14 protein-coding genes are annotated in these 20,453 nt (G+C 71.5%); 8 read left to right on the top strand and 6 right to left on the bottom strand.

The genetic code is table 11. The features are described 5' to 3' along the window. Positions 1 to 94 precede the first annotated feature (94 nt). On the top strand, positions 95 to 1,654 hold the full coding sequence (locus OHU35_RS16605) for a hypothetical protein (protein WP_405509246.1): 1,560 nt from the start codon (positions 95 to 97) through the stop codon (positions 1,652 to 1,654). A gap of 11 nt (positions 1,655 to 1,665) precedes the next feature. On the opposite strand, the gene OHU35_RS16610 is transcribed toward OHU35_RS16605, so the two are convergent. Continuing rightward, positions 1,666 to 2,079 carry an organic hydroperoxide resistance protein gene (locus OHU35_RS16610; RefSeq protein WP_189724003.1) on the bottom strand — a complete coding sequence of 138 codons (414 nt, stop codon included), beginning with the start codon at positions 2,077 to 2,079 and terminating at the stop codon, positions 1,666 to 1,668. Positions 2,080 to 2,174: 95 nt separating this feature from the next. On the opposite strand from OHU35_RS16610, the gene OHU35_RS16615 reads away from it, so the two are divergent. The 3 genes from OHU35_RS16615 to galE all read left to right on the top strand — a co-directional run bounded on the left by OHU35_RS16615 (position 2,175) and on the right by galE (position 5,465). Next, complete coding sequence (locus OHU35_RS16615) at positions 2,175 to 2,678, top strand: MarR family winged helix-turn-helix transcriptional regulator (RefSeq protein WP_372498737.1); 504 nt, start codon at positions 2,175 to 2,177, stop codon at positions 2,676 to 2,678. A 131-nt stretch (positions 2,679 to 2,809) separates the two neighbouring features. Beyond that, positions 2,810 to 4,426: a glycosyltransferase gene (locus tag OHU35_RS16620; RefSeq protein ID WP_359893888.1), complete on the top strand. Its 1,617-nt coding sequence runs from the start codon at positions 2,810 to 2,812 to the stop codon at positions 4,424 to 4,426. A 58-nt stretch (positions 4,427 to 4,484) separates the two neighbouring features. Beyond that, complete coding sequence (gene galE / locus OHU35_RS16625; RefSeq protein ID WP_189724006.1) at positions 4,485 to 5,465, top strand: UDP-glucose 4-epimerase GalE; 981 nt, start codon at positions 4,485 to 4,487, stop codon at positions 5,463 to 5,465. Positions 5,466 to 5,492: 27 nt separating this feature from the next. On the opposite strand, the gene OHU35_RS16630 is transcribed toward galE, so the two are convergent. Further along, the gene (locus tag OHU35_RS16630) at positions 5,493 to 6,128 is read right to left on the bottom strand and encodes a TetR/AcrR family transcriptional regulator (protein WP_189724007.1); all 636 of its coding nucleotides are present in this window, start codon (positions 6,126 to 6,128) and stop codon (positions 5,493 to 5,495) included. 185 nt (positions 6,129 to 6,313) lie between these two features. On the opposite strand from OHU35_RS16630, the gene OHU35_RS16635 reads away from it, so the two are divergent. From OHU35_RS16635 to OHU35_RS16650, 4 genes are all read left to right on the top strand, one after another. Next, on the top strand, positions 6,314 to 7,234 hold the full coding sequence (locus OHU35_RS16635; protein ID WP_189724008.1) for an ABC transporter permease: 921 nt from the start codon (positions 6,314 to 6,316) through the stop codon (positions 7,232 to 7,234). 4 nt (positions 7,235 to 7,238) lie between these two features. Then, entirely contained in the window at positions 7,239 to 8,051 is an 813-nt protein-coding gene (locus OHU35_RS16640) for an ABC transporter ATP-binding protein (RefSeq protein WP_189724065.1), read from the top strand. A gap of 80 nt (positions 8,052 to 8,131) precedes the next feature. Further along, a complete protein-coding gene (locus OHU35_RS16645) occupies positions 8,132 to 10,327 on the top strand; it encodes a CDP-glycerol glycerophosphotransferase family protein (RefSeq protein WP_405505767.1) in 2,196 nt (731 codons plus the stop codon). Continuing rightward, entirely contained in the window at positions 10,324 to 11,970 is a 1,647-nt protein-coding gene (locus OHU35_RS16650; RefSeq protein ID WP_405505769.1) for a glycosyltransferase family 2 protein, read from the top strand. Before OHU35_RS16645 ends, OHU35_RS16650 begins: the two co-directional genes overlap by 4 nt. Positions 11,971 to 12,141: 171 nt before the next feature. On the opposite strand, the gene OHU35_RS16655 is transcribed toward OHU35_RS16650, so the two are convergent. From OHU35_RS16655 to OHU35_RS16670, 4 genes are all read right to left on the bottom strand, one after another. After that, entirely contained in the window at positions 12,142 to 13,611 is a 1,470-nt protein-coding gene (locus OHU35_RS16655) for a hypothetical protein (protein WP_405505771.1), read from the bottom strand. Continuing rightward, complete coding sequence (locus OHU35_RS16660; protein WP_359893875.1) at positions 13,595 to 14,053, bottom strand: GtrA family protein; 459 nt, start codon at positions 14,051 to 14,053, stop codon at positions 13,595 to 13,597. The genes OHU35_RS16655 and OHU35_RS16660 overlap by 17 nt, the downstream gene beginning before the upstream one ends. Positions 14,054 to 14,167: 114 nt before the next feature. Further along, positions 14,168 to 19,129 carry an NAD-glutamate dehydrogenase gene (locus OHU35_RS16665; RefSeq protein ID WP_359893873.1) on the bottom strand — a complete coding sequence of 1,654 codons (4,962 nt, stop codon included), beginning with the start codon at positions 19,127 to 19,129 and terminating at the stop codon, positions 14,168 to 14,170. A gap of 588 nt (positions 19,130 to 19,717) precedes the next feature. Further along, on the bottom strand, positions 19,718 to 20,383 hold the full coding sequence (locus OHU35_RS16670) for an HAD family hydrolase (protein ID WP_189724013.1): 666 nt from the start codon (positions 20,381 to 20,383) through the stop codon (positions 19,718 to 19,720). Positions 20,384 to 20,453: the final 70 nt, after the last annotated feature.

A 20,453-nucleotide genomic window follows, 5' to 3' on the forward strand; every position in this document is an offset into this window, starting at 1 on the left:
GTGACCCGGGGTCAGAGCATGCGTAGGGCGGGAACATTCGGCGCATGCCCCAGACCCTTCCCCCAGTCCTGCGAGCAGTCCTGTGAGCAGTCCTGTGAGCGCCTCGGTCCTCGTCCGGCGGACCGTGCGCGGTGCGACGGCGCTGCGCGGCGGCCGGGTGGGGCGGCTCACCCCGTACCAGTTCTTCGGCGCCCTGTTCTGGCTGGTGATGACGCTGGCGTACTGGCGGGTCCCGCTGTGCTGCGACGCCGGACTGCACGCGGCGGTCGTGGAGCGGCTCAGGGCCGATCTGCTCCATCCGGCCCACACCATGGCGGACCTGCCGGGCGAGGGCAGCCCGTACTACGGCCCGTACGCCGTCGCGCAGGGCGTTCTGGCGCGGCTGACGGGGCTGTCCGGCTGGGGGGTCGTGAAGCTCGCGGGGCCGGTGCACCTGCTGGTGTTGCTGACGGGGCTCGGCCGTTTCGTCCGGACCCTCACCCCGCGTCCCTGGGCGCCGGTACCGGCCCTGCTGTTCATGACGCTGCTGTGGGGCACGGCGCGGATCCTGTGGAGCGGCCGGCTCGGGCTGATGCCGATGACGACGAACCTGGGCTATCCGTCCACACTCGCGATCGGGCTGACGCTCTGGGCGTGGGCCTGGACGGCCACGCGTGCGCGTGAGGACGCCCCCGCCGTGCGGTTCGTCGGTCCGAGCGGGCTCGGCGGCCGGCCGGGGTACGCGGGGCTCGGCGCCCTGTACGGGCTGATCCTGCTCACGCACTCCGTCACGGGGGCCTCGGCGCTCATCGGCGCGGTGGCGATCGTGGCGTCCCGGCAGCGCGGGTGGCGCCGGCCGGTCGTGGCGCGCTGGGCGCTCGCCGTGGCCGCCTGCGGGGCGGTCGCGGTGTCGTGGCCGTACTACGACGTCCTGGCGCTGATGGGCGACTCCGGCATGGACGGCACGCACCGGCAGCTGTACGAGGAGATGGTCGCCGACTCCTGGCTGGCGCTGCTCGGCGTGCCCGCGCTGTGGGTGCGGGCCCGGAGGTCGGTGAGGGACCCGCTGGTGCTGATGTTCCTGCTGGAGTGCTCGCTGGTGGGGTACGGCTGGGTGAGCGGGCACCACACGTATGCCATGGCCCTGTGGGCCGTCCTGGTGCCGCCGCAGTGCGCGCTCGCGGTGGAGCTGACGGCGCCCCGGCCCTGGCGGCGGGCCCGGAAGGTGCTGGGCGGGGCGGCGGCGGCCGGAGCGTGCGCCGGGTTCGTCACCGTGCACGCCGGGGCGGTCGTGCCGCGCTCGGTCGACCCGGTGGGGTTCGCACAGCCCGCGCGCTGGCCGGCGTACGACTGGGCGGCACGGCACATCGGGCCGGGCGAGGTGGTGATCACCGACGGGTATCCGGCCGGTCACTCCCTCGCCGGGTACGGGCCGAACCTCGCCGCGCCCGTCCGGCCCGACCCGGCCCTGGACGAGCGCGAGCGGGAACGCCGGGCGGCCGACGTCCGGGCCTATCTGGCCCCCGGTTCGACCCGCGCCGGGCGTGCCGCCGTCGTCCGCCGCTACCACGTGCGCTGGCTGCTGCTGACGCGCTGGCACCCGGTGCCCGAGGAGGCCGTGGTGGTGGCGTGGAGCAGGGAGACGGGGGAGGTGCTGGCGCGGGTCGGGGGGTGACGTGCCGGTGGTTACTCGATGACGAGGTCGACCTCGATGTTGCCGCGGGTGGCGTTGGAGTACGGGCAGACCTGGTGGGCCTGCTCGACCAGCTTGCGGCCGGTCGCCTCGTCCACGCTGTCGGGCAGCTCGACGCGGAGCGTGACGGCGAGACCGAAGCCCTCGCCCTGCTTGCCTATGGAGACCTCGGCGGTCACGGCGGCGTCGCTGACGTCGACCTTGGCCTGACGGCCGACGAGGCCGAGGGCGCTGCCGAAGCAGGCGGCGTAACCGGCGGCGAAGAGCTGCTCCGGGTTGGTGCCCTGGCCGTTGCCGCCCAGCGCCTCCGGCATGCCCAGCGCGAGGTCCAGCGTGCCGTCGGAGCTGACGGTGCGGCCCTCGCGGCCGTGGGTGGCGGTGGCGACAGCGGTGTAGAGCGCGTCCATGGAAATCCTTCCCTCTCACGTCACGTTCCGGCGGCCCGCTTCCGGGCCGCCTGACACCCACGATTAGAGCACACAATTAAGTTGTGCGCAATTGAATGGTGGGTGCGAGCTACCCTGGAGCCATGAACACGCCGGACGACGACTGGCTCCGCCTGGACCAGCAAATCTGCTTCTCGCTGCACGCGGCCTCCCGCGCCTTCAACGGCGTGTACCGCGTGATCCTCAAGGACCTCGGGCTCACCTACCCGCAGTACCTGGTGATGCTGGTGCTCTGGGAACAGGGCGAGCTGCCCGTGAAGAAGCTCGGGGAGCACCTGCGTCTCGACTCCGGCACCCTGTCGCCGCTGCTCAAGCGGCTGGAGGCGGCCGGTCTCGTGCGCCGGGAGCGCAGCGCGCGCGACGAACGGTCGGTGGAGGTGCGGCTGACCGAGGAGGGCACCGCGCTGCGGAAGCGGGCGCTCCAGGTGCCGCGCCGGATCGCCGGCGCGACCGGCTTCGACGCCACCGAGGTCCGCGCCCTGCGCGCCCGCCTCGACGAGCTCACCTCCGCGCTGGACGCGGCCGCGCTCTCGGAGACGCCGGGAGACGGGCGGATGTAGCGAGGCCCCGCGGTCACAGCGGGGCCGGGGGGTCGGAGCGAAGTCGGGCGGTCGCGGCGAAGCCGGGCGGTCGCAGCGGTTTCGGGCGTTTTATCGCTTTCACGCCATTCACCCGACTTACGATCCTCGTAATGAATGCCGCTGTGGATGCCGACAGGCCTCGCCCCCAGGTCGCCGTCGTGGTCATCGGCTACGACGACGCCGCCCATGTGACGGACGCCGTGCGCTCGGCGCTCGCGCAGGGCCCGGCCGTGCGCGAGGTCGTGGCCGTCGACGACTGCTCGGCGGACGGCAGCGCCGCCCTTCTCGAGCGGCTCGCCGCGTCGGAACCCCGCCTCAAGGTGATCCGCCGCCGGGTCAACAGCGGCGGCTGCGGCACCCCGCGCAACACCGGGCTCGACGCGGCGACGTCGCCGTACGTGATGTTCCTGGACAGCGACGACGTCCTGCCGCCCGGCGCGGTCGACGCGCTGCTCGGGGCCGCGACGGGCGCGCACGCGGAGGTCGCGGGCGGTCTGTGCGTACGCCGGGAGCTGCCGTCGGGGCGTGAAGTGCCCTGGCAGGCGCGCCTCTACGCGCTCCACGCCGTGGTACCGCGTCCCGCGCTGCGACCGCACCTGGTCCAGGACCCGCTCTGCGTCAACAAGCTCTACCGCACCGATTTCCTGCGCGAGCACGGCATTCGCTTCCCCGAGGGCCGCTTCCCGTACGAGGACATCGTCTTCAGCGCGCGCGTGCTGGCCGCGGACCCACGTATCGCCCTGATCCCGGACCTGGTGTACGTCTGGCACGTGCGCTGGTCCGCCGAGCGGCTGTCGATCTCCCTGGACCGAGCCGGCGTCGGCAACTGGCGGGCCCGGACGGAGGCCTGCCGGCAGGCGTACGAGACTCTGCTGGGCGCCGGGCAGAAGGCACTCGCGCGGGCCGCGCGCGCCCGGTTCCTCGACCACGAGCTGCGGATGTACGTGCGCGAGCTGGGGTTGCGTGACGCCGCCTACCGGCGCGCGTGGTGGGAACTGACGCGGGCGCATCTCGCGGAGTTCGACGCCGACGACTGGGCGCGCGACCCGGCCGCTCCGGGCCGGCTGGCCGGGCGGGTCGTCCTGGCCTCCCCGGAGCCGCGCGACCTGCCCCGGCTCGGGGAACTGGCGGCCCGTCCGGCCCGTCTGTGTCCGCCGTACGCCCGCGCCGCGGACGGCACGCCCGTCTGGTCGGACGACCTCCCGCAGGTCTCCCTGGAGCCGCTGCTGACCCGGCCGGTGCGCGCGCTGCCCCTCGCCGTCGACGCGGAGCTGCGGCCACGCGCGCGGGGCGCCCGGCTGCGGCTGCGCCTGCACGAGCTGTACGGGCGGGTGGCGCGGGCGGGCCCGGAGGCGGTGGAGGTGGAGTGGCGGCACCGGGACGACGGGGACGCCGCCGTCCGCGCCACGACTCGGTTCGCGGCCGCCGCCGGCGGCTGGTCGGCGGAGGCGGATGTCGATCTCCCCGCGCTGGCCGCGCTCGGTACGGGCACCTGGGACCTGCGCCTTCGGGTCCGCTTCCGTGACGGCGTGAGCCGCGAGGTCACGGCGCACGCGCTCGCGGGCGCCGGTCTGCTGCGCCGCAGTGCCGTCCCGAGCGCCCGGCACGGCGTGGTGCTCGTGCAGCCGTACGCCACCCACTCCGGCGCGCTGGCGCTGCGGGTGGCGCCCGGCGTACGCGGTGTGCTGTCCGTCGTACGCGCGAGACTGCACCGCCTGCTTCACTGAGAAGCCCCCTGCTTCACTGAGAACACGACGGGCCAAACTGACGAGGGGACGGCCGCACATGACCTGGTTGATCACCGGCGGCGCCGGTTACATCGGCGCGCACGTCGTACGGGCGATGACCGCGGCGGGGGAACAGGCGGTGGTCTACGACGACCTGTCCACCGGTATCGCCGGGCGCGTGCCCGAGGGGGTGCCGCTGGTGGTGGGCTCGACGCTGGACGGCGAGCGGCTCGCGCGTACCCTCGCGGACCACTCGGTCACCGGCGTCCTCCATCTCGCGGCGAAGAAGCAGGTGGGAGAGTCGGTCGAGCAGCCGCTGCGCTACTACCGGGAGAACGTCGAGGGCCTGCGGATCCTGCTGGACGCGGTGACGGCGGCGAAGGTGCCGTCCTTCGTGTTCTCCTCCTCGGCGGCGGTGTACGGCATGCCGGACGTGGACCTGGTCACGGAGGAGACGCCCTGCGTGCCGATGTCTCCCTACGGCGAGACGAAGCTGGCCGGTGAGTGGCTGGTCCGTGCCACGGGCCGGGCGACCGGCCTGTCGACCGCGTGCCTGCGCTACTTCAACGTGGCGGGCGCGGCGAGCCCGGAGCTCGCGGACGTCGGGGTCTTCAACCTGGTGCCCATGGTCTTCGAGAAGCTCACGGAGGACGCGCCGCCGCGTGTCTTCGGCGACGACTACGCGACCCCGGACGGCACCTGCGTACGCGACTACATCCACGTCGTCGACCTGGCCGAGGCCCATGTCGCGGCGGCCCGGACGCTGCGTTCCTCCCCCGGCCGCGGCCTCACGCTCAACATCGGCCGGGGCGAGGGCGTCTCCGTCCGCGAGATGATCGACCACATCAACGCGATCACCGGCTACGACCGGCCGCCCACGGTCTCCCCCCGCCGCCCCGGCGACCCGGCCCGCGTCGTCGCCTCGGCCGACCGCTCCGCCACGGAGCTGGGCTGGAAGGCCAGACACGACGTCCAGGACATGATCACATCGGCGTGGGAGGGCTGGGTACGGCAGCACCCGGAGGCGAAGCGGGGCTGATCCGCCCCGGCCGGCGGCAAGCCCCCCTCACAACGCCCGCAACGCCCCCGCCGTGGCCCGGGCCAGTGACCCCAGATACCCCTGCGGCAGCTTCGGGCTGCGGATGACCACCGAGCGCCAGTACAGCGGGCCCGAGATCAGGTCGAGGGCCAGGTCGCGGTCGAGACCCTCACGAAGCTCGCCGCGGCGTTCCGCCGCCGTGACGATGCCGGTCGCGACGCCGTCCTGGCCCTCGCGCAGGGCCTTCTGGAGGGCCTCGGCGATCTCGGCGTTGCGGGCCGCCTCGGCCTGGAGGTCGGGGATGATCTGCGAGGCGACGGGGTGGCGCAGGGCGCGGGACGTCACCTCGTACAGCAGCCGCAGGTCGCCCTCCAGGGAGCCGGTGTCAGGCGCGGGCAGGCCCTGCACGGCGAGCGCCGAGACGATGTCGAGCACGAGGTGCAGTTTCGAGCGCCAGCGGCGGTACACCGCCGTCTTCCCGACGCCCGCCCGCCGCGCGATCCCCTCGATGGACATCCGCGCGTAGCCGACGGCCGCGAGCTCCTCGAACACGGCCGCCCGGATCGCGTCCGTCACGTCCTCCCGCAGTACGGCCGCCCCCGCGGGCGCCCGGCGGCGCGGACGCGGCTGCGGCGGCTCGTCGGCGTTCGCGTTCGTCGTCATGCCGACAGCATAGGGCGTCACGACGAAACGGTTGCGTTCCGACGTCCTAAAGGCCTACGCTCACGTTGCGACGATACGGTCCCGTCCCGACGTAAGAATTCGTGAAGAGTCTGGTAAAAAACCCACTTTCCCGCTCCTCACGACCCCAGGTCCCACACCCCTCCCCCCGAACGAAAGCAGCGGATGTGAGCCAGGTCCTCGACACACCGCCCCAGCCACCGGCCCCGGCCCCCGCCGACGACGACCTCGCGGCCCTCGCCGCCCGCCACGGCCTCTCGGTCAGCGGCGCCCGGCCCTCCCTGCCCGCGTACGTCCGGCAGCTGTGGGCCCGCCGCCACTTCATCACCGCGTTCGCCACCGCCAAGCTCACCGCCCAGTACAGCCAGGCGAAGCTGGGCCAGGTCTGGCAGGTGATGACCCCGCTGCTGAACGCGGCGGTCTACTACTTCATCTTCGGCGTCCTGCTCGGCACCAAGCACGGCGTGCCGGACTACATCCCGTTCCTGGTCACGGGCGTGTTCATCTGGACGTTCACGCAGAGCTCGATCATGGCGGGCACCCGCGCCATCTCCGGCAACCTCGGCCTCGTCCGCGCCCTGCACTTCCCGCGCGCGGCCCTGCCCCTGTCGTTCTGCCTCCAGCAGCTCCAGCAGCTGCTGTTCTCGATGGGCGCCCTGGTCGTCATCCTGCTCTGCTTCGGGGTGCCGGTCGGCGTGTCCTGGCTGCTGGCGCTGCCGGCGCTGTTCCTGCAGTTCACGTTCAACGCGGGCGTCTCCATGGTCATGGCCCGGATGGGCGCCAAGACCCCGGACATCGCCCAGCTGATGCCGTTCGTGCTGCGCACCTGGATGTACGTCTCGGGCGTCATGTGGAGCATCGACAAGCTGGCCGACAAGGACAGCCTGCCGCGCGCCGTGACGATCCTGCTGGAGACCAACCCGGCCGCGATCTACATCGACCTGATGCGCTTCGCCCTGATCGACAGCTTCCACGCGAGCCAGCTCCCGGCCCACGTGTGGGCGCTCGCCGTCGGATGGGCGCTGATCGCCGGCGTCGGCGGCTTCATCTACTTCTGGAAGGCTGAGGAGACGTACGGCCGTGGCTGAGCACATGAGTGAGAAGATCCCCACCGTCGTCGCCGACGGCGTCGACATCGTCTACCGCGTCAACGGCACCGGCGCCGGACGCGGCTCCGCGACCGCCGCCCTCAACCGCATCGTGCGCCGCGAGAAGACCGAGAAGGCGGCGGGCGTACGCCGGGTGCACGCCGTGCGGAACGTGTCCTTCGTCGCGTACAAGGGCGAGGCGATCGGCCTGATCGGCACCAACGGCTCCGGCAAGTCGACCCTGTTGAAGGCCGTCGCCGGGCTCCTCCCCGTGGAGAACGGCCGCATCTTCACCCACGGCCAGCCCTCCCTGCTCGGCGTCAACGCGGCCCTGATGAACGACCTGACCGGCGAGCGCAACGTGCACCTCGGCGGCCTGGCCATGGGCATGTCCCGCGAGCAGATCAGGGAGCGCTACGAGGAGATCGTCGACTTCTCCGGCATCAACGAGAAGGGCGACTTCATCACGCTGCCGATGCGGACGTACTCCTCCGGCATGGCCGCGCGGCTGCGGTTCTCCATCGCCGCCGCCAAGGACCACGACGTCCTGCTGATCGACGAGGCGCTGGCCACCGGCGACCGCTCCTTCCAGAAGCGCTCCGAGCAGCGCATCCGCGAGCTGCGCAAGCACGCGGGCACGGTGTTCCTGGTCAGCCACAACAACAAGTCGATCCGCGACACCTGCGACCGGGTGCTGTGGCTGGAGCGCGGCGAGCTGCTCATGGACGGGCCGACGGAGGACGTCCTCAAGGAGTACGAGGCGTTCACCGGGGACAAGTCCGCGAAGCCCAAGCCGAAGGTTCCTGTTCGCTCGTGAGGCGTACTCCGGTCGGCCGTTTTGTCCTATTGATGACACGATGACCGCATACGGTGTACCGGCGTGAAGGAGCCCTCGCGATGGCCGAGCTCAGCCTCATCGTCCACGGGGCGAACGCTCAGGACCATCTGACGGAACTCCTCGACTCCCTCGCCGCGCATCCCCTCCCGGACGCCGAGGTGATCGTGGCCGCGGTCGGCGACTGGGCCCGGGAGACGGCCGAGCGGCACACCCCGGACGTCCAGGTGCTGCCGGTGCCGGACGGCATGGGCGACGCCGCGGCCCGGGCGGCGGGCGCGGCGCGGGCCTCCGGCCGCTGGCTGCACTTCGTCCACGCCAAGGACGGGCTGCCCGCCGGCGCCCCGCGCACGGTCGCCGAGCGGGTGGCCGAACTGCCCGCCGAGGTGGACGTCCTGCTCCTCGACCACGTCCGCAGCACCTGGCACACCTCCGGCATGCCTTCCCCGAACGGCTCCCTGCTGGCCCGGGCGGGCCGCGCCGATGTCGCCCTCGACGTCTGCGCACCCCTGTTGCGCCTCACCCCGCTGCTCGGCACCCGCGTCCTGCGCGCGGACTTCTGGCGGGCGCACGAGCAGCAGCTCACCACCGACGACGAGCCGCACGCCGCCCTGGCCGCCCTGCTGCTGGCCGACCGCGTCGCCTGCCTGCCGCACGTCGCCTACGAGGACCGCACCCTGCGCCCCGCGAGCTTGCCGCCGGTCACTCCCGAACAGCGCTACGGCCTCGTCGAGCGCTACGAGTCCCTCCTCGACCTCACCCGGGGCCGCCCCGCCGCCCACGCCGTGCTCTACGACGTCATGGTCCGCGACTGCCTGCGCGTCTTCGCGCGCGGCGGCATGGAGGAGGAGGTCGCGCGGGAGTTCTTCCGCCGGGCGTCCCTGGCCGCCCTGCGCCGCCGCCCCGAGGGCTACAGCCGCCCCGCCGGTCTCGAAGGCGTCCGCCGCTCCCTGCTCGAAGAGGGCGCCTACGCCAGGTACCGGGCCTTCCAGGCCGTCAACCGCACCCGCCGCACCGCCAAGTCGGCCGTACGGAGCCGAAAGCGCCAGGTCGGCGCCAAACTCCGCGACCACCAGTACCGCAGGGCACTCGCCCGCCCCGTGAACCCCCACCTCGCCGTGTTCGCGGCGTACTGGAACCGCGGCGTCGCCTGCAACCCCGCCGCGATCGCCGCCGAGCTCTCCGAACTCGCCCCGCAGATCCACCCGGTGTGGGTGGTCACCCAGGAGAACGAGGCCCTCCTCCCGCCCGGCACCGACCATGTCGTGCCCGGCAGCCGCCGCTACTGGGAGGTGCTGGCGACCGCCAAGTACCTCGTCAACAACGTCAACTTCCCCAACGCGGTGGTCAAACGCCCGGACGCGATCCATGTCCAGACCCACCACGGCACGCCGCTGAAGCGCATGGGCCTGGACCAGATGGCGTACCCGGCCGCCGCGCAGGGCCTGGACTTCAAGGCGCTGCTGGAGCGCATCGACAAGTGGGACTACAGCGTCTCCGCCAACAGCCACACCACCCGCATGTGGGAGCGCGCGTACCCCTCGCACTACGTCTCCCTCGACCACGGCTATCCGCGCAACGACGTCTACTACACGGCCACGGCCGACGACATCCGCGCCGTCCGCGACCGCCTCGGCATCGACCCGGGCCGCCGGGCCGTCCTCTACGCGCCGACCCACCGCGACTACGAGGCCGGCTGGACCCCCCGCCTGGACCTCGCCGCCCTCGCCGACCGCCTCGGCGAGGAAACGGTCCTGCTCGTGCGCGGCCACTACTTCTACGGCGGCGCGGCCTCCCCGCTCACCAATCTGCGCCGCACGGGCCGGATCATCGACGTCTCCTCCTACGACCCGGTCGAGGATCTGTGCCTGGCGGCGGACGCCCTGGTCACGGACTACTCCTCGATCATGTTCGACTACGCCAACCTGGACCGGCCGATCGTGATCCACGCCGACGACTGGGAGACGTACCGCACCACCCGCGGCGTCTACTTCGACCTGATGGACCAGGCCCCGGGCCCGGTCGCCCGCACCCAGCAGGAACTGGCGGAGATCCTCACCACCGAGGCCTGGCGCGACGAGGGCGCGGCGAAGACCCGAGCCGCATTCCGGCGCCGGTTCTGCGAGTACGACGACGGACGCGCCGCCGAGCGCGTCGTACGCCGGGTCTTCCTCGGCCAGGACGAACGCTCCCTGCCGCCGGTGCTGCCGCTCGAGGAACGCACCCCGGCCCCAACCCCGCAGGAGGCGACCGCATGAGCACCCCCGACGTCACCGTGACGGTCATCGTCTACAACGACGCCGAACGCCTCACGCGCGCGGTCGACTCGGTCCGCCGGCAGACCCACGCGAACGTCGAGATCGTCATCAGCGACGACCACTCCACGGACGGCACCCCGGAGGTGGCACGGCGGCTGGCGGACCAGGACCCCCGCGTCCGGCACCTCCGGCTGGAGCGGAACAGCGGCGGCTGCAGCGTCCCGCGCAACCGCGCCCTGGACATCGCCCGGGCGCCGTACCTGATGTTCCTCGACAGCGACGACGAACTCCCCGACGACGCCGTCGCACTGCTGCTGGCCGCGCACCGCGAACGCGAGATCGACTTCGCGATGGGGGCGGTGCAGCGGGTCCGGGTGGACAACGGCCGGCGTTCGACCTGGATGCCGCACCTGGTCGCCGAGCGCCGCACCCTCGACGGCATCGCGGCCGACCCGCGCCTGCTCTTCGAGCACCTGTCGACGAGCAAGATGTACGCCCGCGCCTTCCTCGACCGGCACGGCCTGCGCTTCCCCGAGGGCATCCATTACGAGGACCAGCTGTTCTCGGCGCGGGCGTACTGCCTGGCCAAGCGCTTCACGATCGTCCCGGAGCCGGTCTACCGCTGGTACGTGGCCCCCTACGCCACCTCCGAGGCGGCCTCGATATCGAACCAGCGGCACAAGCTGGCCAACGTCCGGGACCGTATCCACGTCCAGCACCTCATCGACGCGTTCCTGGCCGAGAGCGGGCACGAGTCGCTGCGCGAGGACAAGGACTACAAGTTCCTCAAGCACGACTTCCGGATGTACGCCGGTGACCTGCCCTACCGGGACGAGGCGTGGCTGTCGTCCTTCGCGGACCTGGTCACCCCGTACCTCGACACGCTCGCCCCCGGCGCGTTCGCCCGTCTCCCGCGCGCCGAACGCGTCGTCCTCCAGCTGATCCGCGACCGCCGCCTGCCGGAGGCCCGGCTGGCGGCACGGGGCCTGGGCCACGGCGTGGGGCCGAGGCAGATCACGACGGACGGGGAGGGCCGCACGTACTGGGGCGACCGGATCCCGGCCTCCGCATGGGCCCGCCGCGAACTGGACATCTCAGACCTGGATCTGGAGACCCGCCCCTTCCCGAGCGCGCAGTTCCGCCACGAGATCACGGAGATCACCCGAGGCCCGGGCGCCTCCGTCGACCTCGCGATCCGCACCTACGACCCGGCCCTGCGCCTCCCCGTCGGCCCCCGGCGCGCCACGCTCCTCATCGCCCCCGGCGGACACCGCCTCCATGTCCACTTCCGCCTCTCCCCCGTCAGCCCCGGCGTCTTCGAGGGCCACGCCCACCTCGACCTCGGAGCAGCCCTGCTCCCCTTCTACGGCTTCTCCGGAGTCCGCCACCCCCTGCTCCGCCTGCAGCACCAGGGCGTCTCCCACACAGGCCTCCTCCTGGCCCCCCTGGCCTTCCCGGCCTTCACCACCCAGGTCCCCCACCACCACCTGACCCTGGAACCCGAAGGCCACAACCCCGGCCGCCTGCAGATCCGCTGGGAACCGACGGGAACGACAGCCAAACTGATCCGCCCAACCGTCCGCCGCCTGGCCCGGCCCAGGGTGAAGAGAGCAGCCCGCTTGCTCGCAAGCGCACTGCGCTGAGCAGAGCTGCGGGCAATCGTGCCGCCAAGGGCGGCACGGGTGGGCGGTGGGGTTCCCCCCGCTCGAGCGAAGCCGAGAGTGGGGGAGGCACCCCGCTCCGCCGGGCTGCGGACCCACCCGGCCCCAGCACCAACGCGGGCGGCTCCTTTGTCCCCTCGTGATGGACGTACCTCACCGCACCACGGCATAAAGCACCTGCCCCCCAGGCCCCCGCCCCACCTCCCGCAACCCCACCCCAAGCCCCCCAGCCACCCCCGTATCCACCACCCACCGCACCCTGTACTCCCGCAGAATCGCCCCCCGCTCCCCCTCCGACACCCCCGCCGCGAAATACCTCCGCACCGCCTCCTCCCGCCGCCCCTCATCCGGCAGGAAGAAGTCGGGATACCCAGGCGCCACGGTGTACGCCCCATACGCCGGAATCTGCGCACTCGGCCGCCCCAACCGAGCCATCACCACATCCCCGTACTTCACCCACCGCGTCATCCACTGGTACCCCACCCAGGGTTCCCGGTACTTCTCCGCGACGGCCGCCGGCAGATCCCCCGGCCTCACCACGTACCCCACCGTCCCGACCTGCGTCCAGGCCCCCACAGCCAGCGCCACCCCCAGCACGCACCCCCACCCCACGCGCACCGCCCGCCGCCCGGCCTCCCCCACCTCCACCGCCACGGCGACCTGCGCCGGAATCAACACCGCCGGCAACGCCCTCCCCCACGCGTACTGCCCGCTCACCCCGCCCACCGCCACCACAGCAACCCCCAGCACGAAGAACAGCACCAGCGGATCCCACCGATCCCGCCACCACCGCACCCCCAGGGCCACGACCCCGAGCAACACCAGCCAGTACCGCCCGAACAGGTCCTCGTACAGAGGCCGGTGCACCGACTCCAGCCCGTCCCACGCCCCGAGCAGTGCGAAGAAGTCGTAGTACGGCCACACCAGCAGCACCACAAGCCCCAGCACCACCCCGCACCCCAGCCGCCCCCACACCGCCCGCCCCGGCCGCGCGGCGACCACCGTCGCGATCGCCCCCAGCGAGGCCACCACACCAGAGAACTGATGGCACAGCATGATCACCGCCCACAGCACCCCCAGCCCGAGCCACATCCCCCACCCTCCGTCCTCCCGCACCGCCCGCCCCAGCCAGGCCCAGAAGTGAAACGCCAGCCCCAGTGCGAACACGCTCGGATACGACACCGTCAGCGCGAGCGAGTTGAGCCCGTAGAAGCCGCTCCAGTTGAAGAGCACGGTCCCCCACAGGAACAGCAGGCTCAGCACGGCCAGCGCGGGCGCGGCCCGACGGCCGCTCAGCGTCCGCACATACCGCCACACCCCCGTCACCAGCAGCCCGAGCCCGACCAGCGCTCCGAGCCGCAGCACCCAGAAGACCGACAGATCGCTCACCCGCGCGACGCAGCCGAGCACCAGCATCCAGGGCGAGTAGTACGGACTGGGCGTGTCCGCGTCGACGAGCGGATTGCCGGGGTCGAGGAGGTTGTGCCGCAGGCGCTGGACGGTCGCCGCGTGCACACCGAGATCCCCGGCCCAGGGCAGCCGGACGATCACGAGGAGCAGCAGCACGACGACCACCGCGGCGGCGGCCTGCGCGACTAGGGCCCCTCTAGGCGCGGCGCGCATCGTGCTGGAACACCCAGGTGCGGTAGACGAGGAAGCGGAAGGCGGAGGCCAGAACGATGGAGGCCGCCTTGACCACGTTCGACTCGAAGGGACCGGCCAGGCCCAGGCCGTGGTATCCGGCGTAGAACAGCCCGCTCTCCAGGGCGACGCCGATTCCGCTGAAGCCGAAGAACAACGCGATCTGGCGCCGCGTGCGGGACGCCCTGTCGCGGTAGGTGACGTACCGGAATCCGAGGTAGTTGCCGCCCATGGCGATCAGGCTGGCCAGCACCGTCGCGACCATGGCGGCCCGGTGCAGCCCGTGCAGGAGCACGTTGAACACCAGGAAGTTCACCGCGACACCGCTCCCGCCGACCAGCGCGAAGTTCACCACTTCGAGAACGAGGCGTCTGACCGGCGGGGCGGGAGCGGCCACTCGCTCCTCGGAAAGGTTCACCGTCACGGCACAAGCCTTAGCCGGAAACGGTAAGTCCTCCACTCGAATCGCCCTAAGACCCGCCAAGAAGAAAGCGCCCCGGGCCGGCAGCGGCCCGGGGCGCCCAAGGGGCCGTACGCCCTACGAATGCGTCCGCAGCAGCGTCCTCATCGTGCGCATCGCCACCGACAGGTTGGCGAGGTCGAACGCGTCGGAGCCCTGGATCTCCTCCAGTGTGGTGCGGGCCCGGCCGAGGATCGCCGCGTTCTTCTGCTCCCACGCCTTGTAGCGCTGCTCGGGCGTCGAGGTGCCGTTGCCCACCGCCAGGACGTCGGCGGTCAGCGCCGAGTGCGCCGCGTACAGGTCCTCGCGGATCGCCGCGCGAGCCATGGACTGCCAGCGGTCGGCGCGGGGCAGCTCGATGATGCGGTCCATGAGCTGGGTGATGCGCAGCCGGTCGGCGAGGTCGTAGTAGACGTCGGCGACGTCCAGCGGCTCCCGGTCCATGCGGTCCGCGACCGAGACGATGTCGAGCGTCGGGAAGGCGGAGGAGAAACCGGCCACCCGGGTGGCGAGTTCGTCCGGGACACCGACACCCGTCAGCTCGTCGAAGATCTTCTGGTACCACTCCAGATCGGCGCCGCGCAGCAGGTTCGGCAGCTGCCCCCAGACCTGTTCGACCCGGTCGGCGAAGAAGTCGACGGTGTCAGCGAGCTCCAGCGGCTGCGGCCGGTTGTTGAGCAGCCAGCGCGTGCCCCGCTCCACCAGGCGGCGCGCGTGCAGCCGGATGCGGGTCTGGACCTCGGCCTCGACCTTGTTGTCGAGCGCCTCCACCCCGTCCCACACCGGCGACTGGCGGAAGATCGCCCGGGCCGCGGTCTGCGCCCGCACGATCTCCTCCAGCGACGCCCCGGTCTCCTCGCGCAGACGGTGCAGATACGTCGTCCCGCCCGTGTTGACCGTGTCGTTGACCAGGACGGTCGTGGTGATCTCGCGGCGCAGCGGGTGGCTGACGAGGTACTCGGGGAACTGCTCGCGCAGCTCGGTCGGGAAGTACGCGTGCAGCAGGGTGCTCAGGTACGGGTCGTCCGGCAGGGAGGTGTGCAGCAGCTCCTCGGCGACCGTGATCTTCGTGTACGCCATGAGCACGGCCGTCTCCGGGCCGGTCAGGCCCTGGCCCTGGGCGAGCCGCTCGCGGATCTGCCGGTCGGCGGGCAGGAACTCCAGCGCCCGGTTGAGGTGGCCCTCCCTGACCAGGTGCTTCATGAAGCGCTGCTGGGCGTGGAGCATGGAGCCGGACTGGGCGAGGGCGTTGGCGATCGCCGTGTTCTGCGCGTAGTTGTTGCGCAGCACCAGGTGGCCGACCTCGTCGGTCATCTCGGCGAGCAGCTTGTTGCGCTGCTTGACGGTCATGTCGCCGTCCGCGACCAGGCCGTTGAGCAGGATCTTGATGTTCACCTCGTGGTCGGAGGTGTCCACGCCCGCGCTGTTGTCGATGGCGTCGGTGTTGATCCGGCCGCCGTGCAGCGCGAACTCGATCCGGCCGAGCTGGGTCAGGCCCAGGTTGCCGCCCTCGCCGACGACCTTGACGCGCAGGTCCTTGCCGTCGACACGGATGGCGTCGTTGGCCTTGTCACCGACGTCCGCGTTCGACTCGGTCGAGGACTTGACGTACGTGCCGATGCCGCCGTTCCACAGCAGGTCAACCGGCGCCTGGAAGATCGCCTTCATCAGGTCGGCCGGGGTCAGCTTGGTGACCTTGGCCTCGATGCCGAGGGCCTCGCGGATGTGCGCGTTGACCGGGATCGCCTTGGCCGTACGCGGGAAGATGCCGCCGCCTGCCGACAGCAGTTCCTTGTTGTAGTCCTCCCAGCTGGAGCGGGGCAGCTCGAACAGGCGGCGGCGCTCGGCGTAGGAGGTGGCGGCGTCCGGGTTCGGGTCGATGAAGATGTGCCGGTGGTCGAAGGCGGCCACCAGCCGGATGTGCTCGGAGAGCAGCATGCCGTTGCCGAACACGTCACCGGACATGTCGCCGATGCCGACGACCGTGAAGTCCTCGGTCTGGGTGTCCACGCCCAGCTCCCGGAAGTGCCGCTTGACGGACTCCCAGGCGCCGCGGGCGGTGATGCCCATGCCCTTGTGGTCGTAGCCGGCGGAGCCGCCGGAGGCGAAGGCGTCGCCGAGCCAGAAGTTGTACTGCTCGGCGACCCCGTTGGCGATGTCGGAGAAGGTCGCCGTGCCCTTGTCGGCGGCGACGACGAGGTAGGTGTCCTCCTCGTCGTGCCGGACGACGTCCGCCGGGGGCACGACCTCGCCGGCCACCATGTTGTCGGTGATGTCGAGCAGCGCGGAGATGAACGTCTTGTAGCTCGCGACGCCCTCGGCCAGCCACGCGTCCCGGTCGACGCTCGGGTCGGGCAGTTGCTTGGCGACGAAGCCGCCCTTGGCGCCGACGGGCACGATGACGGTGTTCTTCACCATCTGCGCCTTGACCAGGCCGAGGATCTCGGTGCGGAAGTCCTCACGCCGGTCGGACCAGCGCAGACCACCGCGCGCGACCTTGCCGAACCTGAGGTGCACGCCCTCGACCCGCGGCGAGTACACCCAGATCTCGAACGCCGGACGCGGCGCCGGGAGGTCGGGGATGGCCTGCGGGTCGAACTTCATGGAGACGTAGTCGTGCGGCTTGCCGCCCGCCGCCTCCTGGAAGAAGTTCGTCCGCAGCGTCGCCTTGATGACCGTGAGGAACGACCTGAGGATCCGGTCCTCGTCGAGCGAGGCCACCTGGTCGAGGGCCGCGTCGACCTCCTCCAGCAGCGCGTCCACGATCTCGTGCCCCGCGCGCTGCCGGTCCGGCGACATCCGCGCCTCGAACAGGGAGACGAGCAGCCGGGTGGTGTGGACGTTGTTGCGGAGGGTGTCCTCCATGTAGTCCTGGCTGAACGTCGAAGCCGCCTGGCGCAGGTACTTCGCGTACGCCCGCAGCACCATCGCCTGGCGCCAGGTGAGCCCGGCGCTCAGCACGAGGGAGTTGAAGCCGTCGTTCTCCGCCTTGCCGGTCCAGGTGGCGGCGAAGGCGTCCTGGAAGCGCTCGCGGGCGTCGTCGCCGAGGTAGTCCCCGCTGCCGTTCTGCGAGCGGGGCATGCGCAGGCCGAAGTCGTAGATCCAGGCCACGCTGCGGTCCGGGCAGCGCAGGTCGTACGGCCGCTCGTCCACGACCTCGACGCCGAGCCGGTTGAGGACCGGCAGCACGGCCGAGAGGGAGATGGCGTCGCCCGTGCGGTAGATCTTGAAGCGGCGCTCCTCGGGGGCGGCGCCCACCGGCTCGTACAGGCTGAGCGCGAAGTCCTTGCCCTCCTCGGCGTTCAGCTGTTCGAGGTGGACGAGGTCGGCGACCGCGGCGCGCGGGTTGTGGTCGGCCTTGTAGCCCTCGGGGAAGGCGTGCGCGTACCGGCGCAGCAGTTCGGCCGCGCGCTCCTCGCCGAGCTCGGCGTTGAGCGCCTCGGTGAAGGCGTCCTCCCAGGAGCGGGCCGCCTCCACCAGCCGGGCCTCGATGCGGTCCTTGTCGGAGTCGGACAGCTCCGGCAGCTCGGTGCCCTGTGGGACCCGGACCACGAAGTGCAGCCGGGAGAGGATCGACTCGGTGTTCCAGGCGGTGAAGTCGACGCTGATGCCGCCCAGTTCCTCCTTCAGGATCTCGATGATCCTGAGGCGTACGGCCGTGGTGTAGCGGTCGCGCGGGAGGTAGACGAGGGCGGAGTAGTAGCGCCCGTACTCGTCCTGGCGCAGGTAGAGCCGGAGCCGCCTGCGCTCCTGGAGGTAGAGGACGGAGGTGACGATGGACCGCAGCTCGTCGACGGGGGTCTGGAAGAGCTCGTCGCGCGGGTACGTCTCCAGGATCTGGAGCAGGTCGCGTCCGTCGTGGCTGTTGGGCGAGAACCCGGCGCGCTCCAGGACGTCCTCGACCTTGCGCCGGATGACGGGGACGCGGCGCACGGACTCGGTGTAGGCGGCGGAGGAGAACAGCCCGAGGAACCGCCGCTCGCCGACGACGTTGCCGTCGGCGTCGAACTTCTTCACCCCGATGTAGTCCAGGTACGACGGCCGGTGCACGGTCGCCCGGCTGTTCGCCTTGGTCAGGACGAGCAGCTTGTGCTCGCGCGCCTTGGCCCGGGCGTCGGCGGGCAGCCGCTCGAACGACGGGCTGACCGGGTGGCTCTCCTCGGCGGCGTGGTGCGGGTCCGCGCGCAGTATGCCGAGCCCGGTGCCGGGGACGGCGGCCAGGGAGTCGTCGTCGCGCAGCTGGTACTCGCGGTAGCCGAGGAACGTGAAGTGGTCGTCGGCCAGCCAGCGCAGCAGCTCACGGGCCTCCTCGACCTGCGGTCCGGGCAGGTCGCCGGGGATGGACTCGTCCGGCAGCCCCTCCGCCAGCCGGATCGCCGCCTCCCGCATCTTGCCCCAGTCCTCGACGGCCTCACGGGCGTCGGACAGCACGCGCAGCAGGTCGGCGGTGATCTGCTTCAGATCGGACCGGTCCGTCTCGCGGTCGGTCTCCACGTGGATCCAGGACTCGACGTGCGCGTCGTGCGGGAGGTCGCCGGCGCCGGTCGCGGGCGTCGGCAGCACCTCGATGAGCTTGCCGGTCACATCGCGCCGCACCACGAACTGCGGGTGGATGACGACGTGGATCCCGCGCCCCTGCCGCGTCAGCTCATTGGTGACGGAGTCGACGAGGAAGGGCATGTCGTCGGTGACGACCTCGACGACGGAGTGGCTGCACGTCCACCCGTTCTCTTCCACGGTGGGGGTGTGAACCCGCACGTTGGCCGTGCCCTGGGGGCGGTTCTCGGCCAGCCGGTAGTGGGATACGGCGGCTCCGAAGACATCGACCGGGTCGCGGTCGGCGAGATCCTCCGGGGCCGTGTGCAGGTAGTAACGCTGGAGGAACGAGATCAGGGACTCGCGGTCCGGGGCTTCCTGGGCGTCTGGGGTCTCCTCGCCCGTCGACCCGGTCGGTAGGTGCCCCCCGACCGGGCTGTTCTCAGCTACCCGGGCGGCCCTCTCGAGCAACTCGGCCTTGGCTTCGTCCAGCTTGGTCTGCATTGTCCTCTGGCTCCTGTCGCGCGCCGTTGCGTGACGTAGAAGGAAGTACGGTCTCTGCGCTGACGACGTCACGCCGTGACACGGGGTATCCGGTCTGTTCCGACGCTATGCCGCCAGAGGAGAGGAGCGGGGGTGTCTGAGCCATTTTTGAGCTACCCCACGGGTGTGACGCTGCTCTCTGCGACGCCTCGGTCCCGGTGGTGCTCGGCGTCCCGGGAGTCATCGATGCCCCGTACCGCCCGCGAAGACCAGCGACCGCCGCCCGGTCACGGATGTGGTCCGTGCACTCCGGGCGCAGGGCAGGGACGACGACGTCCCCGCGAACTATCGCGCTGATCACGCCACCAAGGCTATCGCTCCTTACAGGGGCCCCGTCATGAGCCGTATGTGTACAAAACCAGGCCTGGAAGTTTGACGTTCTGCACATTTGGCTGCGGGCATGCGTGCCGCTAGGGGCGGCACGGGTGGGCGGTGGGGGTCCCCCGCTCGAGCGAAGCCGAGAGTGGGGAAGGCACCCCGCACCGCCGAGCTGCGGACCCACCCGGCCCCAGCACCGACGCCGAGCACCCGGAACCCGCCGGTTTCCGGTCAGGCCGCGAGCCGCTCAGCCTCCGCCACGGCCTCCTCCAACGTGTCCACCACCGGCACGCCCACCGCTTCAAGACTCACCCGACTGTGCGACCCACCGGTGTACAGCACCGCCCGAGCCCCCACATGCAACGCAGCCACCGCATCATCCGCCGCATCCCCGATCACCACGGTCCGCCCCGGCTCCACCCCCGTCAGCGACGCGAGATGCCGCACCATGTGCTCGGCCTTGCTGCCCCCCGACGGCCCGGTCCGCCCGTCCACCCGTATGAAGTGCGGCTCGATCCCGAACCCCCGCACCAACGGCACAAGCTCCTCATGCACATACATGCTCAGAATCGACTGGCTGCGCCCCGCCGACCGCCACCCCGACAACAGCTCCACGGCCCCCGCCGTCAGCCCGCAGGCCACCCGATGCTCGGCGTAGTACCGATGGAAGATGTCATCCATGAGCTGCCACTCGGCCTCGGTCGGCAGCCGCCCCATCAACCGCTCGTAGAACCTCGGCACCGGCACGCAGTACAGCTCCCGGTACTTCTCCAGCGTCAGCGGCTCCAGCCCCAGCTCGGCGAACGCCGCGTTCGTCGCCCCGATGATCGCGTCGATGTCATGGAACAGCGTCCCGTTCCAGTCCCAGACAATGTGCGCGCCCGTCTTCATCCCCATGCCTGAAAACGTACCCGCCCCCACTGACAATCAAGAGAACAGCGCCTCAACGCGCCCCCCGGTGCCCGGG

It is taken from the genome of Streptomyces purpurascens, assembly GCF_045040895.1.
GTDB classification, from domain to species: Bacteria; Actinomycetota; Actinomycetes; order Streptomycetales; family Streptomycetaceae; genus Streptomyces; species Streptomyces purpurascens.